This is a genomic window from Sphingomonas sp. CBMAI 2297 (assembly GCF_029870595.1).
Taxonomy (GTDB): Bacteria; Pseudomonadota; Alphaproteobacteria; order Sphingomonadales; family Sphingomonadaceae; genus Sphingomonas.
The window spans coordinates 167,146-181,095 of sequence record NZ_JAPDIR010000010.1; the positions used below are offsets into that span (position 1 = coordinate 167,146).

18 protein-coding genes are annotated in these 13,950 nt (G+C 68.7%); 12 read left to right on the forward strand and 6 right to left on the reverse strand.

Annotated features, from left to right (window positions below; genetic code table 11):
* Positions 1–64 precede the first annotated feature (64 nt).
* From OMP43_RS15385 to OMP43_RS15410, 6 genes are all read left to right on the forward strand, one after another.
* Positions 65–592, forward strand: coding sequence for an EF-hand domain-containing protein (locus OMP43_RS15385; RefSeq protein WP_280280396.1), 528 nt, complete (start codon positions 65–67; stop codon positions 590–592).
* Positions 593–634: 42 nt separating this feature from the next.
* Entirely contained in the window at positions 635–1,567 is a 933-nt protein-coding gene (locus OMP43_RS15390) for a cation diffusion facilitator family transporter (RefSeq protein WP_280280397.1), read from the forward strand.
* The gene (locus OMP43_RS15395; RefSeq protein ID WP_280280398.1) at positions 1,560–2,207 is read left to right on the forward strand and encodes an HAD hydrolase-like protein; all 648 of its coding nucleotides are present in this window, start codon (positions 1,560–1,562) and stop codon (positions 2,205–2,207) included. The genes OMP43_RS15390 and OMP43_RS15395 overlap by 8 nt, the downstream gene beginning before the upstream one ends.
* 33 nt (positions 2,208–2,240) lie before the next feature.
* Positions 2,241–2,657, forward strand: a complete 417-nt coding sequence (locus OMP43_RS15400) for a hypothetical protein (protein WP_280280399.1) — start codon at positions 2,241–2,243, stop codon at positions 2,655–2,657.
* A 60-nt stretch (positions 2,658–2,717) separates the two neighbouring features.
* Positions 2,718–3,788, forward strand: coding sequence for an ionic transporter y4hA (locus OMP43_RS15405; RefSeq protein ID WP_280280400.1), 1,071 nt, complete (start codon positions 2,718–2,720; stop codon positions 3,786–3,788).
* Between the two features lie 79 nt (positions 3,789–3,867).
* Positions 3,868–4,800, forward strand: a complete 933-nt coding sequence (locus tag OMP43_RS15410) for a helix-turn-helix domain-containing GNAT family N-acetyltransferase (RefSeq protein WP_280280401.1) — start codon at positions 3,868–3,870, stop codon at positions 4,798–4,800.
* Here OMP43_RS15410 and OMP43_RS15415 read toward each other — a convergent pair.
* On the reverse strand, positions 4,769–5,086 hold the full coding sequence (locus tag OMP43_RS15415) for a cupin domain-containing protein (RefSeq protein WP_280280402.1): 318 nt from the start codon (positions 5,084–5,086) through the stop codon (positions 4,769–4,771). The genes OMP43_RS15410 and OMP43_RS15415 overlap by 32 nt on opposite strands.
* Before the next feature lie 44 nt (positions 5,087–5,130).
* On the opposite strand from OMP43_RS15415, the gene tgt reads away from it, so the two are divergent.
* The 3 genes from tgt (at position 5,131) to OMP43_RS15430 (ending at position 8,030) form a co-directional block, all read left to right on the forward strand.
* Positions 5,131–6,261, forward strand: coding sequence for a tRNA guanosine(34) transglycosylase Tgt (gene tgt / locus OMP43_RS15420; RefSeq protein ID WP_280280403.1), 1,131 nt, complete (start codon positions 5,131–5,133; stop codon positions 6,259–6,261).
* Between the two features lie 274 nt (positions 6,262–6,535).
* A complete protein-coding gene (locus OMP43_RS15425; protein ID WP_280280404.1) occupies positions 6,536–6,862 on the forward strand; it encodes a hypothetical protein in 327 nt (108 codons plus the stop codon).
* A 124-nt stretch (positions 6,863–6,986) separates the two neighbouring features.
* Positions 6,987–8,030, forward strand: coding sequence for a cell wall hydrolase (locus OMP43_RS15430; RefSeq protein ID WP_280280405.1), 1,044 nt, complete (start codon positions 6,987–6,989; stop codon positions 8,028–8,030).
* 167 nt (positions 8,031–8,197) lie between these two features.
* Here OMP43_RS15430 and OMP43_RS15435 read toward each other — a convergent pair whose 3' ends face one another.
* Positions 8,198–8,554 carry a hypothetical protein gene (locus OMP43_RS15435; RefSeq protein WP_167297863.1) on the reverse strand — a complete coding sequence of 119 codons (357 nt, stop codon included), beginning with the start codon at positions 8,552–8,554 and terminating at the stop codon, positions 8,198–8,200.
* Positions 8,555–8,791: 237 nt separating this feature from the next.
* On the opposite strand from OMP43_RS15435, the gene OMP43_RS15440 reads away from it, so the two are divergent.
* Positions 8,792–9,073 carry a TM2 domain-containing protein gene (locus OMP43_RS15440; RefSeq protein WP_280280406.1) on the forward strand — a complete coding sequence of 94 codons (282 nt, stop codon included), beginning with the start codon at positions 8,792–8,794 and terminating at the stop codon, positions 9,071–9,073.
* 114 nt (positions 9,074–9,187) lie between these two features.
* Here OMP43_RS15440 and recN read toward each other — a convergent pair whose 3' ends face one another.
* A complete protein-coding gene (gene recN / locus OMP43_RS15445) occupies positions 9,188–10,849 on the reverse strand; it encodes a DNA repair protein RecN (RefSeq protein ID WP_280280407.1) in 1,662 nt (553 codons plus the stop codon).
* A 48-nt stretch (positions 10,850–10,897) separates the two neighbouring features.
* Entirely contained in the window at positions 10,898–11,716 is an 819-nt protein-coding gene (locus OMP43_RS15450) for an outer membrane protein assembly factor BamD (protein ID WP_280280408.1), read from the reverse strand.
* A gap of 119 nt (positions 11,717–11,835) precedes the next feature.
* Here OMP43_RS15450 and OMP43_RS15455 point away from each other — a divergent pair, with 119 nt between their 5' ends.
* Both OMP43_RS15455 and OMP43_RS15460 read left to right on the forward strand, forming a co-directional pair.
* Positions 11,836–12,660, forward strand: a complete 825-nt coding sequence (locus tag OMP43_RS15455) for a class I mannose-6-phosphate isomerase (RefSeq protein ID WP_280280409.1) — start codon at positions 11,836–11,838, stop codon at positions 12,658–12,660.
* Positions 12,661–12,756: 96 nt separating this feature from the next.
* Positions 12,757–13,269 carry a glycine zipper 2TM domain-containing protein gene (locus tag OMP43_RS15460; RefSeq protein WP_280280410.1) on the forward strand — a complete coding sequence of 171 codons (513 nt, stop codon included), beginning with the start codon at positions 12,757–12,759 and terminating at the stop codon, positions 13,267–13,269.
* A gap of 72 nt (positions 13,270–13,341) precedes the next feature.
* On the opposite strand, the gene OMP43_RS15465 is transcribed toward OMP43_RS15460, so the two are convergent.
* Positions 13,342–13,575 (reverse strand): hypothetical protein, encoded by a 234-nt coding sequence (locus OMP43_RS15465; protein ID WP_280280411.1) that lies wholly within the window; start codon positions 13,573–13,575, stop codon positions 13,342–13,344.
* 34 nt (positions 13,576–13,609) lie between these two features.
* On the reverse strand, positions 13,610–13,950 hold a 341-nt coding region (locus OMP43_RS15470; protein WP_280280413.1), incomplete at its 5' end, for a heme-binding protein.

Below are 13,950 nucleotides of genomic sequence, written 5' to 3' on the forward strand. Positions count from 1 at the left end.
CGCCACAGATTGCGGCTTGGGTGCCGGCGCGGCGCCGTCCTCGCCGCGAATCGGAAGGATCCTCATGCGCCTGTTGTTCGCCCTCGCGGCCCTGATCGCGACTCCCGCCTTCGCGCAGGAGCGGACACGCATTCCCACGCCCGAGGGCAACAGCGCCGCGCCGATCGGCGCGAGCACCACCCAGCAGCCCGCCTTCACCGTGATCGTCGAGCCGGTGGCGATGATGATCGCCGCCTTCGATGCGGACGGCGATGGCAAGGTGACTCGCGCCGAGTTCGACGCGGGACTCAAGCACAGCTTCGACCTGGTCGACACGCAGCATCAGGGCTGGCTGGGCTATATCGCCTATTCGGACTGGCAGGAGCGCTGGATGGGGGATCGCAACACCGTGCCCAGCCCCTTCGAAGTGGATCGCGACGGCGACAACAAGGTGACCTTCGCCGAGCTGGCGGAGCGCTTCGACCTGCTCTTCAAGCGATTCGACGCGGACAAGAACGGCGTGATCGAGCGCAAGGAGCTGGTCACCATCCGGCCGCAGGTCATGCCGGGTCCGGGCATGGGCCGGGGCAAGAAGGGCCGCGGCCGGAATTGATGTCCTAGCATCACATGCCGGGACACGGCTAAGAGCGGAGCCATGGGCGCGCATCACGACCATAACCACAGCCATAATGGCCATAGTCACGCGCCCGCGGACTTCGGGCGCGCCTTCGCCATCGGCACGGTCCTGAACCTCGGCTTCGTCCTCGTCGAAGGCGCCGCCGGCTTCCTCACCCATTCGATGGCGCTGCTGGCGGATGCCGGGCACAATCTGTCGGACGTGCTCGGGCTGCTGATCGCCTGGGGCGGCGCCGAGCTCGCCAAGCGCCCGGCCTCGCCGCGCTTCACCTATGGCCTGCGCGGATCGTCGATCCTCGCCGCGCTCGCGAACGCGGTGCTGCTGTTCGTCGCGGTGGGCGCGATCCTGCTGGAAGCGATCCAGCGCCTTTCGGAACCACGCGACATTCCCGGCGTGACGGTGATGATCGTCGCCGGCGCCGGCATCGTCATCAACTTGGGCACCGCGCTGCTCTTCGCCCGCGGGCGCAAGGGCGACGTCAACATTCGCGGCGCCTATCTCCACATGGCGGCGGACGCGGCGGTCTCGGCGGGCGTGGTGATCGGGGCCGCGCTGATGCTGCTCACCGGCGCGGAATGGATCGACCCTGTGGTCAGCCTCCTCATCGTCGTCGTCATCCTGTGGAGCACCTGGGGCCTGTTCACCGAATCGCTCACCATGGCGCTGCAGGCGGTGCCCAAGGGCATCGATTCGGCGGCGGTGGAGGCCGCGCTGGCCGATCTGCCCGGAGTCAGCCGCGTCCATGACCTCCATATCTGGCCGATGAGCACCACCGAGGCGGCACTGACCGCGCACCTGGTGATGCCGGAGGGCCATCCGGGCGACGCGTTCCTGATCGCACTGCAACATCGGCTGGCGCATGACTTCCGGATCGATCATACGACCGTACAGATCGAATTGGGGGATGGGGCGGAATGTCGCATGCATGGGAATGGACACGCGCATGACTGATGCCGCGCCCATCCGGCTGGTGATCTTCGACTTCGACGGCACGCTCTCCGACAGCGGGGACTGGTTCCTTTCGGTCGTCGACGAGCTGGCGAAGCGATTCCGGTTCCGTACGGTCCAGCCGGACGAAGTGGCCATGCTGCGCAACAAGAGTTCGCGCGACGTGATCGAGTTCCTGGGGATCTCCAAGTGGAAGCTGCCGCTGATCGCACGCCATGTGCGCCAGATGGTCGGGCGCAACACCCACCGGATCGAGCTGTTTCCGGGCACGCCCGACCTGCTCGAACAAATCGCCGCCACCGGCGTGAAGATCGCGCTGGTCACGTCCAATGCCGAGGCCAATGTTCGCAAGATCCTGGGCCCCGAACATGCCGCGCGGATCGATTGCTTCGCCTGCGGCTCCTCGCTGTTCGGCAAGGCGCCCAAGTTCCGCCGCGTGCTGAGGAAGATGGGCGTGAAGCCCCATGAGGTGCTGGCGGTGGGCGACGAGACCCGCGACATCGATGCCGCGCGCGAAGTGGGCATGCGCGCCGGATCGGTGCTGTGGGGCTATGCCGCGGAAGAGCTGCTGATCGCGATGCGGCCCGACGTGCTGTTCCGCACGCCGCAGGACATCATCGAGCACGTCGCCGCGCGCCGCTGAGGGGCGATGTCATATCGTGGCAGGGGGAAGGGAATGCGGCCGCAATCGATCGTTCTTTTCGAGCGGATCACCTTCGCCGCGTTGCTCGCGAACCTGCTCGACGGCGCGCTCAAATGGGATGCGACGCGCGATCACATGGCGAAGGTAAGCGCCAATCCGGCAGTCCTGCTCATGCTGGTGTTCGCCGCCTGGTTCATGGTGGCCGCCTTCCTCACGCTGCAGATTTCCCTGTGGCGGAGCAAAGTGGCGATGTGGATCAGCATCGCATTGTTCTTCCTCGGCCTGCCCATGACGATCATGCCCTTCGTCAACGGCACGGCGAGCGATTCGCAGGTGATCCCGGCGCTGGCGGCCCTGGCCCATATCTTCGCCTATGGCTTGCTGTTCACGCCCAGCGCGACTCGCTGGATGGAAGGCAGGCCGGAAATCTCCCCCGAAATCTTCCGCTGATCCGCCAAAGCCACCCTCGCGGTCGTTGAACTCACGGCCCCCGTCTGTAGAGTGACGGGCATGGAACGACTGCGTTGGACCTGGATCTGGCTTCCGCCCTTCGCGGGCGCGGCCAGCATACTCTTCGGCGGCGTGGTCGACATCCCGCCGCTGCTGCTCGGCCTGGTGCTGATCATCACCGTGCTGGCCGCGGTCCACCATGCCGAGCTGATCGCGCACAAGGTGGGCGAGCCCTTCGGCACCTTCCTGCTCGCGCTGGCGGTGACGGTGATCGAGGTGGGCCTGATCCTCACGCTGATGCTGCAGGGCAAGTCCGGCGCGGAGACGCTGGCGCGGGACACGGTCTTCTCGGCGGTGATGATCATCCTGAACGGCCTGATCGGCGCGTTCATCCTGCTCGGCGCCCTGCGCCACCGCGAGCAGAGCTTCCAGCAGGTCGGCGTCAGCGCGTCGCTGGCGACGCTGTGCACGCTGACCGTGCTGACCCTGGTGCTGCCCAATTTCGCCGCCTCGGCCGGCCCCTTCTACGCGCCGTCGCAGCTCGCCTTCGTCGCGATCGTCTCGCTGCTGCTCTATCTCACCTTCGTCGCCGTGCAGACCGTGCGCCACCGCGACTATTTCCTGCCGCCGAACGAGGAAGCCGCCGATCTGGAGGCGCATGCCCCGCCGCCGAGCGGGCGCCAGACGCTGCTGTCGGGCGTGCTGCTCACCGCCTGCCTCGTCGAAGTGGTGCTGGTCGCCAAGGCGCTCGCGCCCGCGATCGAGGACGGCGTCGCCGCGGCCGGCGCCCCGCACGCGGTGGTGGGCGTGGTGATCGCGATGCTGGTGCTGCTGCCCGAGAGCGTGGCGGCGGTCCGCGCGGCGATGGCCAACCGGCTGCAGACCAGCCTCAACCTCGCGCTCGGCTCGGCACTGGCGACCATCGGCCTCACCATTCCGGCGGTGGCGGTGCTGTCGCTGGGCCAGGGCCTGCCGCTGGCGCTGGGCCTCGATTCGCGCGGCATCGTCCTGCTCTCGCTGACCCTGCTGGTGACCACCCAGTCGCTCGCCACCGCGCGGACGACGGTGCTGCAGGGCGTGGTGCATCTCGTCATCTTCGGCGTGTTCGTCTTCACCACCCTCGTGCCCTGATCAGCGGGCCGATCGCACCGGGCGAGGCTCGGCGCAGAAATACTTGACTCAATCAATTATATCCGTGCAATCTCGCGGCATGGAACAGGCCATCGAACAATTCCGCGCCTTCAACCGGGCGCATACCCGCTTCGCCGCGGTGCTCGCGCCGCGCTACATGGACAGCGAGCTGGGCGTCGCCGAGGCGCGGCTCCTCTACGAGATCGCCGGTCGCCAGCCCGTGCTCGCGATCGAGCTGCAGGACGCGCTCGGGCTCGACGCGGGCTATGTCAGCCGTGCGGTCAAGCGCTTCGAGGAGCGCGGCTGGGTTGCCCGCGAGCGCGGTACGGAAGATGCGCGCCGGCGCCCGATCGTCCTGCTCCCCGCCGGCCGGACGGCATTCGATGCGCTCGACGCGACCACGCGCGCGCATAGCCGCCGCCAGCTCGAATCGCTGGGGCCCGGCGGCGGCCCGCTCCTCGGCCACCATCTCGCCGCGGCGCGCGCGCTGATCGAGGGCGGCCCGGGCGGCTGGACCATCCGCACGCTCCGCACGGGCGACATGGGCGCGATCGCCAGCCGCCAGGCGATCTTCTATGCCGAGCATTACGGCTGGGAGCGGCCGATGGAGCTGCTGCTGGGCGACGTCACCACCGGCTTCCTGCGCGACTTCAAGCCTGGGCGGGAGCAATGCTGGGTCGCCGAGCGCGGGGGCGAGATGCTCGGATCGGTGATGCTCGCCGATGGCGGCGGCGGCGTTGCCAAGCTGCGCCTCCTCTATGTCGAGGGTCATGCGCGCGGGCTGGGCATCGGCGACGCGCTGGTCCGCAACTGCATCGCGTTCGCGCGCGACGCCGGCTATGCGCGGCTCGATCTGTGGACCCACACGATCCTCGCGAGCGCGCGGCGCATCTATGCCGCGCAGGGCTTCGAGCTGGTCGACAGCGCCAGCCACACGATGTTCGGCGAGCCGGTGATGGGCGAGACCTGGTCGCTCGACCTCAGCCGAGATGCACCGCCAGCCACACCGTAGCGCGGTCGCCGGCGGTCCAGGTCACCCAATGCCGCCGGCCCCGCTCGATCAGCAGATGATCGCCCGGGCGCAGCACGCGCTCGCCCTCCTCCTCGATGCGCAACCCCGCCGCGCCCTCGAGCAGCAGCACCCATTCGTCCCGGTCCTGCACCATGGGGGCATCCGCCGGAGTCGCCTGCCCCTGCGAGACGATGCGCTCGATGCGGATGCCGGGGCGCCGCAGCAGCGCAGTGAAGACTTCGCCCGCGCGGGCGTCGGGCAGGTCGGCGAGAAGGTTCGCGGTCATCCCCCGCCGTTGCGCTCCCCCGCCAAAGGAGGCAAGGGCTCGCCATGCCCCGTTTCGAGTTCACCATCCACGCCACCGACGGCAAGGCGCGCCTTGGCACCATCGCGATGCAGCGCGGCGAGATCCGCACGCCCGCCTTCATGCCGGTCGGCACCGCCGCCACCGTCAAGGCGATGAAGCCCGCCGATGTCCGCGCCGCGGGTGCCGACATCATCCTCGGCAACACCTATCACCTGATGCTGCGCCCCGGCGCCGAGCGCGTCGCCCGGCTGGGCGGCCTGCACGCGTTCATGGGCTGGGACCGGCCGATCCTGACCGATTCGGGCGGCTATCAGGTGATGAGCCTGGCGGACCTGACCACCCGCAGCGAGGAAGGCGTCGCGTTCAAGTCGCACCTCGACGGCTCGCGCCACATGCTGAGCCCCGAGCGTTCGATCGAGATCCAGCGGCTGCTCGGCAGCTCGATCACCATGGCGTTCGACGAGCTCGTCCCCACCACTTCCACTCGCGAGGTGCAGGCCGCGGCGATGGAGCGGTCGATGCGCTGGGCGAAGCGCAGCCGCGACGCCTTCTTCGCCGCCGAGGACCATGCCGCGCACAACGCCATTTTCGGCATCCAGCAGGGCGCGCTCGACGAAGGGCTGCGCAAGGCTTCGGCGGATGCGCTGCTCGACGTCGGGTTCGACGGTTATGCGGTGGGCGGCCTCGCGGTCGGCGAAGGCCAGGAAGCGATGTTCGGCGTGCTCGACTTCGCCCCCGGCCAGCTCGACGCCGCCAAGCCCCGCTACCTGATGGGCGTCGGCAAGCCCGACGACATCGTTGGTGCCGTCGAGCGCGGGATCGACATGTTCGACTGCGTGCTGCCCACCCGCTCGGGCCGCACCGGCCAGGCCTTCACCCGCACCGGCCCGATCAACATCCGCAACGCCAGGTTCGCCGAGGATCAGGGGCCGCTCGACCCCGAATGCCCCTGCCCCGTCTGCGCCACCTGGAGCCGCGCCTATCTCCACCATCTCGTCCGCGCGGGCGAGATCCTCGGCGCGATGCTGATGACCGAGCATAATATCTGGTTCTACCAGGTGCTGATGCAGGATTTGCGCGCCGCGATCGGCGACGGCCGGCTCACCGAGTTCGCGAACGGCTTCCGCGCGTCCTACCATGGCGGGCGGGACTAGCGTCGAAACGCGTCCGAAGGTCGCAAAGGCCACAACCTGCGCGGCGGATGCCGGGCGCGAATCCGCCCGCCGCGCAACAAAGCTGCGCGGGACCGATCCTATATTTCCGACAAGCCAAAGAGCGGCCGGACAGCGCGGCCGGCCGGATCAGCCAAACAGGCGAAATCCTACTTTGCAAGGAGGTCGGGATGCCGGGCGAATGGGGCCATCGCGACTCCTTCACACCAAATGTCGATGCAGCTAACGCTGCCCATGCAACCGGAAGGGGGATTTGATGCTGCTGATGCTCCGCTTGCTCTCGCTGGTCGTCGGGGGCTTCACCGTGTGGCGCGTACTCTATGGGCAGATGCCCAGTCCTTTGTTCAAGGGCCCCTGTATCGCCGTCGGCGCCTGGATGGTGTTGTCCGCGCTGTTGCCCGGGAAGAACGCGGCATGGATAATGAGCTCCGCAAATAGCTGTGCGCTCGGCGTCTATCTGGTTGCGCTCGCCGGTTATCTGGGACCGAGCAAGCCAGTCGAGCCGCTGCTCGTTGCCGGGATGGTGGCGAACCTGATGGTGATCCTGCTGCTTCGTTCAAAACTCGGCCACCGCGCCCATTAGGGTAAAAATTACCTTCACCATCAAGTGTTTCGCCTTGGGACGCCGGGAAATCCGGGGGCGCGGGGGGCGCTGAAATCCGCTATTGCCGCGCGCGGGCGACAGGCCCGGCGGAGTAGGCGCGACTTTGTTCTGGCGGCGTTTCTCGAAGATGCAGGCACGCGGGATCGCGGCGGCGCTCGTCGCGTCGCTGATCGGCGCCGGCTTCTCCGCCCAGGCGCTGGCCCCCGCCGGCAAGCCGAAGCCCGAGCCCAGGCCGGTCGTCACCGGCTATGAGGCCGAGGATCATTTCCCCGGCGCCGCCTTTTATTATGCCGTCGACGACGATGCCGCGGTAGGCGCCGGCACGACCGGCACGGCGAAGCTTCCCGACCTGCCGATTCCCGCGGACGCGGCGGATGCGCCGGTCGACGGATCCATCCAGCCGGCGCTGCCCTTCCATCTGGCCGGCAGCGGCATGGACAAGGCACGCGCGCTCCAGTGCCTGACCACGGCGATCTACTATGAAGCGGCGAACGAGCCCGCCGACGGACAGCGCGCCGTCGCGCAGGTGATCCTGAACCGGGTGCGCCATCCGGCCTTTCCCGCAACCGTGTGCGGCGTCGTGTTCCAGGGATCGGAGAAGCGCGGCTGCCAGTTCAGCTTCGCCTGTGACGGCGCGATGGACCGCGCGCCCGTCCGCGCGGCCTGGGACCGTGCCAGCCGCGTCGCCGCCGCCGCGCTCGCCGGCCAGGTATTCGCCCCGGTCGGGATGGCCACGCACTATCACACCTATGCGGTCACTCCGGTATGGAATCGCGGGCTGGTGATGACCGGCGTGTTCGGCGCGCATTTCTTCCATCGCTGGAAGGGCTGGTGGGGCACGGCCGCCGCCTTTCGCCAGTCCTATCGCGGCGGCGAGCCGCTGCCCGAGCCGCATGTGCGCACCGATCTTGCCGCGGTGATCGCCCCCCTGGTGCCCATGCCGGCGCCGGCGCAGGCGCCGCCAATGGCAGGCAAGGCCGCCGCACCGATCGCGACGCCGCGCGAGAGCATCCAGCCGGCCTATGCCCAGAGCGGCACGCCGATCGGCGGCTATGCGCCCAGGCCCCAGCCCGCCGCCACGCCGGCGGATGACGGCGAATCGCAAATTCTCGACAAATGGAAGGACAGCGGCAAGCCGCTGCGCTGAGCGGATACGGCAACGGGCCCCGCCTCTCGGCGGAGCCCGTCCCGGTCAGGTTCCCCCTGGGGGATCGGGGAAGGGGAACCCGCTAGGTATTCTTCCTTCGTCATCCCGGCCTTGAGCCGGGATGACGGCAGGAAATCAGATACTTGCTCGGATTCTCGACCTAGTCCTCACCAGCGGCGCTCGCGATCGTGCTTCTGGACGCGGATGCGCGCCGACAGGGCATCGAAGCGGCGATCGAGGTCGCGGCGCTCGGCGAGCGTCAGTCCGGGACGCGAGCGGCGATACTGGGCCTCGAGCCGGGCCAGGCTGTTGAACTCGGCGCGGAGGCGAGCCGCCTCGCTGCGGCTGAGCTGGCCCGAGCGCACGCCCTGGTTGATGCGAGCCTCGAGATTCGCCTGGCGGCCGTTGATCGACTGCCATGCCTGATAGGCGGGCGCCGGATGCGGCGCGGCCATCGCCGCGGTCATCGGAACGGCCGAAGCAGCGATGCCGAGACCGGCCAGCATCAGGGTCAACTTGTTCATTTTACGCTCCTCTTTTTAAACCGGGCCGCCCCTGCGGCCTGAAACCGGTTATGGGGAGCGGCTGTCGCATGCTTGTCCCCAACCCCGTGCATTTGTGTCGCAAGCTGTCGTGCGCGCGGAAGTTCCGTTCATCTTCGGGAGAACGCGGCTCCGGCGCGGCGACCCGAGGGTCGGCGGAATCGATTGACGCATATGGCGGCGCCTCTAGATTCGCGGCCGGAGATGAAGAGGAAGCAGATGGCGCTCTCGATTGCCGAACTGACGCTGGTCGAACAGCGCGTGACCAACGACGCACCGAGCGTGGTGGTGGCCTATCTGCTCTGGCTGTTCCTCTGGTTCGTCAGCGCCCATCGCTTCTATCTGGGCCGGCCGGTCTCGGCCGTCCTGCAGATCCTGTCCTATTTCGTGCTGATCGGCTTTGTCTGGGTGCTGATCGACGCACTGCTGATCCCCGGCATGATCCGCGCACGGCAGGACGATATTCGCCGCGACATGATGCACGAGCTCGCCCGCTCCTGAGCCGCTCGCCTCGGCATCCGGTGCGGACCTATCGGCCAGATTGAGGACTCATCGTCGCCCCTACCGTCATCCCGGCCCTGCGCCGGGGTGACGAAGAAGAATATGAGTCCCAGCCTAAGCCGCGATCAGCCGCTCGGCCTGGGCACGCGCCTCGTCGGTGATCTCGGCCCCGGAGAGCATGCGGGCGATCTCCTCGCGGCGCGCCGCCGCGTCGAGCGGCGTGACTCCCGTGCGCGTGACCGTCCCGTCATGGCTCTTGGCGATGAGCAGGTGGCGGGCGCCGCGCGCCGCCACCTGCGGGCTGTGCGTCACCACCAGCACCTGCGCCGTGTCGGCCAGCCGGGCCAGCCGCTCCCCGATCGCGCTCGCCACTGCGCCGCCGACGCCCCGATCGATCTCGTCGAAGATCAGCGTCCGCGCCCCGCCCTCCTCGGCCAGCGCCACCTTCATCGCCAGGATGAAGCGCGAAAGCTCGCCGCCCGAGGCGATCTTGACCAGCGGCGCGAAGGGGGCACCCGGATTGGTGGAGACTTCGAACTCCACCCGGTCCATGCCGAAGGACGACCAGCTCGCCTCGTCCTGCGGCTCCACCACGGTGCGGAAACGCGCGGCGTCGAGCTTCAGGGGCTTGAGCTCGGTCGCCACCGCGGCGTCCAGCCGGGCGGCGGCCATGGCGCGCAGCGCGGACAATGATTTCGCCGCGTCGGCATAGGCACGGTGCGCGTCGGCCACCACTGCCTCGAGCCGTGCGATCCCCGCCCCGCCGCTCTCGACCCGTTCGAGCCGGCCGGCCAGTTCCTCGAGCAGCGCCGGCAGTTCGTCGGGCTGGGCCCGGTGCTTGCGCGCCAGCCCGCGCAACTCGAACAGCCGGGCCTCGTCCGCCTCGAGCGCGGCGGGATCGAAGGCCAGCGCCTCGGCGGCGGCATCCACCCGGTCCTGCGCGTCGGCGGCCTCGGTGATCGCGCGGTCGATCGCGGCGAGCGCCTCGGCGAGCGCCTCGTGATCCCCGGCGATCCGCTCCAGCACGCGTGCGGCCTGGCGAAGCTGGCTCACCCCCCCTTCCGAACCGTCGAGCAGCTCCGCGATACCCTGCAGCTCGCCCGCGATCTTCTCGCCGCGCTGCATGGCGGCACGGCGCTCGGCCAGCACCGCCTCCTCGCCCGCTTCCGGAGCAAGGGCGCGCAGCTCCGCGACGGCATGTTCCAGCCATTCGCGGTCGCGCTCGGCCAGGTCCTGCTCGGCCCGCGCCACCGCGAGCGCCGCCTCGGCGTCGCGCCAGGCCCGATGGGCGATCGCCACCGGGCCGGGATCGCAGCGCCCAAAGGCGTCGAGCAGCGCGCGGTGGCCGCGCGGATTGAGCATCCCGCGATCGTCATGCTGGCCATGGATCTCCACCAGATGCGGCGCCAGTTCGCGCAGCAGGCCGGCGGAGGCCGGCTGATCGTTGAGAAAGGCACGGCTGCCGCCATCGGCCTTGACGATGCGCCGGACGATCAGCGGCTCGCCCGGCTCCAGCTCCAGCCCGTTCTGATGGAACAGATTGGCGACCTCGCCGTCCCGCGCCGGCACGTCGAAGGTCGCGGTCACCACCGCCTGCGCCGCGCCCTGGCGCACCAGCCCGGTCTCGCCGCGCGCGCCCAGCGCCAGCCCCAGCGCATCGAGCAGGATCGACTTGCCCGCCCCGGTCTCGCCGGTGAGCACGCCGAGCCCCGCTCCGAACTCCAGGTCGAGCGCCTCGATCAAAACGACGTCGCGAATGGCCAGCGCAGTCAGCATGCGCCTGCTTCTATCGCAGGAACTTAACGAGAACGAAAGCCCCGGCCATCAGCTCGCGGGCTTGGCGGTCGCCGTCTCGGCCTGCTTCAGCTTGCCCTGGTTCGCCTGCATCAGCTTATAGGCATGATTGTACCAGTCGGTACCCGGATAGTTGGCGCCGAGCACGGCCGCGGCCTTCTCCGCTTCTTCGGGCACGCCGAGCGCGAGATAGGATTCGGTGAGGCGCATTAGCGCCTCCGGCACGTGCGTGGTCGTCTGATACTGGTCGACCACCGTGCGGAAGCGCAGCGTCGCCGAGAGCCACTGGCCGCGCGTCTCGTAGAAGCGGCCGATCTCCATTTCCTTGCCGGCGAGGTGATCGCGGACCAGATCGATCTTCAGGCGGGCATCGGCGGCATATTTGGTGTTCGGATAACGGCGGGTCAGCTCGCCCAGCGAATCGAGCGCCTGCTGCGTGATCTTCTGGTCGCGCGTCACGTCCTGGATCTGCTCGTAATAGCACAGGCCGATCAGATAATAGGCATAGGGCGCGTCGCGATTGCCCGGGTGGACGGCGAGGAAGCGCTGCGCCGACGAGATGGACTCGGTATAGTCGCGGTTCAGATAATAGCTGAACGCGCCCATCAGCTGCGCGCGGCGGGCCCAGACCGAATAGGGGTGCTGGCGCTCGACTTCATCGAACAAGGCCGCGGCCAGCTTGTACTGATGCTGGTCGAGCTTCTGCTTGGCAGTGGAATAGAGCGTGCCGACGTCGCGCGCGACATAGGGAAGGTCCTTGCTGCCGCCCTTCTTGGCGCAACCGGCCATCGAGAGCGCGAGAACCGGGAGAAGAGCGAGCGCGAGCGCGCGGGTGGTGGGAGTACGCATGGGTGGGGGTCTTAGCCCGGTCCAGTGGCGTCAAACAATCCTTTTCGCGGCGGGATTGCGGCGGACCCGCGACAGGCGCCGCGCGTTGCGCTAGCGAGCCCTGATTCGGGAGGAAATTCGTGACCGCGACCTTGCTTGCCACACACCGCGTCGACAAACCCTGGGGCCGCCACACGCTCTGGCCGGGCTTCCCCGATCCGGCGGCGGACGGCGGGCCGGTGGGCGAGATCTGGTTCCAGACGCCGGGCGACAGCACGCCCGACCTGCTGATCAAATATCTCTTCACCAGCGAGAAGCTGTCGGTCCAGGTCCATCCCGACGACGCGCAGGCGCACGCCGCCGGGCTGCCGCGCGGCAAGGACGAATGCTGGGTGATCCTCGATGCCGAGCCCGATTCGACGATCGCGCTGGGCACCATTCGGCCCGTCGACCGCGAGACGCTGCGCGCCGCCGCGCTCGACGGCTCGATCGAGGACCTGCTCGACTGGAAGCCGGTCAAGGCGGGCGACTTCTTCTATTCGGGTTCGGGCACGATCCACGCGATCGGCGCCGGGATCACCCTGGTCGAAGTGCAGCAGAACAGCGAGACCACCTATCGCCTCTACGACTATGGGCGCCCGCGCGAGCTCCATCTCGACCAGGGCATCGCCGTCTCCGATCCCGTCCCCTATGTGCCGCACCCGATGCCGGGCCGCGTCGCGGACGGCCGGGAGATATTGGTCGAGGGGCCGAAATTCGTGCTCGAGCGCTGGGAAGGCGGCCCGCGCACGCTCGACCTGCCCCAGGACGTCACCGGCTGGCTGATCCCGCTGCGCGGCGAAGGCGTGGTGGACGGCGTGGCCTTTCGCGCCGGCGAATGCGTGACGCTCCAGGGCAGCGCCAGCCTTCATGCCGAGGCGGGCAGCGACCTGCTCTTCGCCTATCCGGGAGACAAGCGGCTCTGAGCCATGGCCGTGCGATGAACGGGAAGTAGTTTCCCGTTCACGCAACTCGCCTCCTTGCGGTACGTTGGATGGCAGGAACCATAAGGAGGACTCCCCATGCGTATCCTTTTTGCCGTTGCGATCGCCGGCGCCGGCCTTGCCGTGGCGCCCGCCAGCGCGGCCCCCATCGCCAACGCGCCGCTCGCGACCAGCGCGGCCGTGACCGCCGCCGCCCCGCAGGACTGGCGCGACCGCGATCGCTATGATCGCCGCGACCGTCGCGACGACCGCCAGTGGCGGAGCGATTGGCGCCGCTATCGCAACTACGACTATAACCGCCTGCCCCCGGGCGAGCGCTATTACAATCCGGCGGACTATTATCGCGACGGCCGCTATTATCGCGAGCGCCGCCTGACCCGGAACGACCGCGTCTATCGCGGCAATGACGGGCGCTATTATTGCCGCCGCTCGGACGGCACGACCGGCCTGATCGTGGGCGGCGTCGCGGGCGGTCTGCTCGGCAACGCGCTGTCGGACGGCCGCAACGCCACGCTCGGCACGCTGCTCGGCGCGGCCGCGGGCGCGGCGCTGGGCTCGTCGGTCGATCGCGGCGACGTTCGCTGCCGCTAAGAGCTTGCCACGCAGGCAGAGAGGGGCCCGGCGGCGACGCCGGGCCCTTTTCTCATGCGCGAACGGCGCGGATCAGAAGATGAAGCCGCCCAGCCAGAGGCGAACGATGCCGACGATCGCGACGACGATGTTGAGGTTGCGCCCGGTGTTCGAATCGGAAAGCGCCCCCAGCGCGATGCCGACCACGGCCACCGGGATCACCATATAGTTGAGCCAGCCGAGGAACGGGATCAGCGCGATCAGCATGAGCGGCAGGGCAATGATGCCCACTAGGATCGAGATCAGGTTCAGCATGGCAGCCGTCATACCCCATCCAAGGTGTATTAGCAATATATAACAGCTACGCCGCGAGCGGGATCAGCACCTCGATGCGCTTGAGGAGCGCGGGCGTGAAAGGCGAATTGTAGAAGGCATGCTCGACCGGCCCGGCGGGACGGAAGCCGTTGTCGCCGATCCAGGCGCGCAGCTCCGCCTCGTGCGCGTCGAGCTGGCCGTCGCTGTCGACGCCGGTGAAGCGCAGCGCGGCGATCCGCCGGGCGGGGAGCATGCGCAGCCGCACGCCGGCGGACGGATCGGGCAGGGTCTCGATGCTCGCATCGGCCGGCATCACGAAGCGGGTGCGCCAGCCGCGCCCGTCCTCGTCCCCGTCGGACAGCACCGGCACCGTCATCGGCAGGCGCC

Bases quoted from the DNA above. Each gene is read 5' to 3' on its own strand.
- OMP43_RS15385 (WP_280280396.1), top strand. From the start codon at position 65: ATGCGCCTGTTGTTCGCCCTCGCGGCCCTGATCGCGACTCCCGCCTTC.
- OMP43_RS15390 (WP_280280397.1), top strand. From the start codon at position 635: ATGGGCGCGCATCACGACCATAACCACAGCCATAATGGCCATAGTCAC.
- OMP43_RS15395 (WP_280280398.1), top strand. From the start codon at position 1,560: ATGACTGATGCCGCGCCCATCCGGCTGGTGATCTTCGACTTCGACGGC.
- OMP43_RS15400 (WP_280280399.1), top strand. From the start codon at position 2,241: ATGCGGCCGCAATCGATCGTTCTTTTCGAGCGGATCACCTTCGCCGCG.
- OMP43_RS15405 (WP_280280400.1), top strand. From the start codon at position 2,718: ATGGAACGACTGCGTTGGACCTGGATCTGGCTTCCGCCCTTCGCGGGC.
- OMP43_RS15410 (WP_280280401.1), top strand. From the start codon at position 3,868: ATGGAACAGGCCATCGAACAATTCCGCGCCTTCAACCGGGCGCATACC.
- OMP43_RS15415 (WP_280280402.1), bottom strand. From the start codon at position 5,086: ATGACCGCGAACCTTCTCGCCGACCTGCCCGACGCCCGCGCGGGCGAA.
- tgt (WP_280280403.1), top strand. From the start codon at position 5,131: ATGCCCCGTTTCGAGTTCACCATCCACGCCACCGACGGCAAGGCGCGC.
- OMP43_RS15425 (WP_280280404.1), top strand. From the start codon at position 6,536: ATGCTGCTGATGCTCCGCTTGCTCTCGCTGGTCGTCGGGGGCTTCACC.
- OMP43_RS15435 (WP_167297863.1), bottom strand. From the start codon at position 8,554: ATGAACAAGTTGACCCTGATGCTGGCCGGTCTCGGCATCGCTGCTTCG.
- OMP43_RS15440 (WP_280280406.1), top strand. From the start codon at position 8,792: ATGGCGCTCTCGATTGCCGAACTGACGCTGGTCGAACAGCGCGTGACC.
- recN (WP_280280407.1), bottom strand. From the start codon at position 10,849: ATGCTGACTGCGCTGGCCATTCGCGACGTCGTTTTGATCGAGGCGCTC.
- OMP43_RS15450 (WP_280280408.1), bottom strand. From the start codon at position 11,716: ATGCGTACTCCCACCACCCGCGCGCTCGCGCTCGCTCTTCTCCCGGTT.
- OMP43_RS15460 (WP_280280410.1), top strand. From the start codon at position 12,757: ATGCGTATCCTTTTTGCCGTTGCGATCGCCGGCGCCGGCCTTGCCGTG.
- OMP43_RS15465 (WP_280280411.1), bottom strand. From the start codon at position 13,575: ATGACGGCTGCCATGCTGAACCTGATCTCGATCCTAGTGGGCATCATT.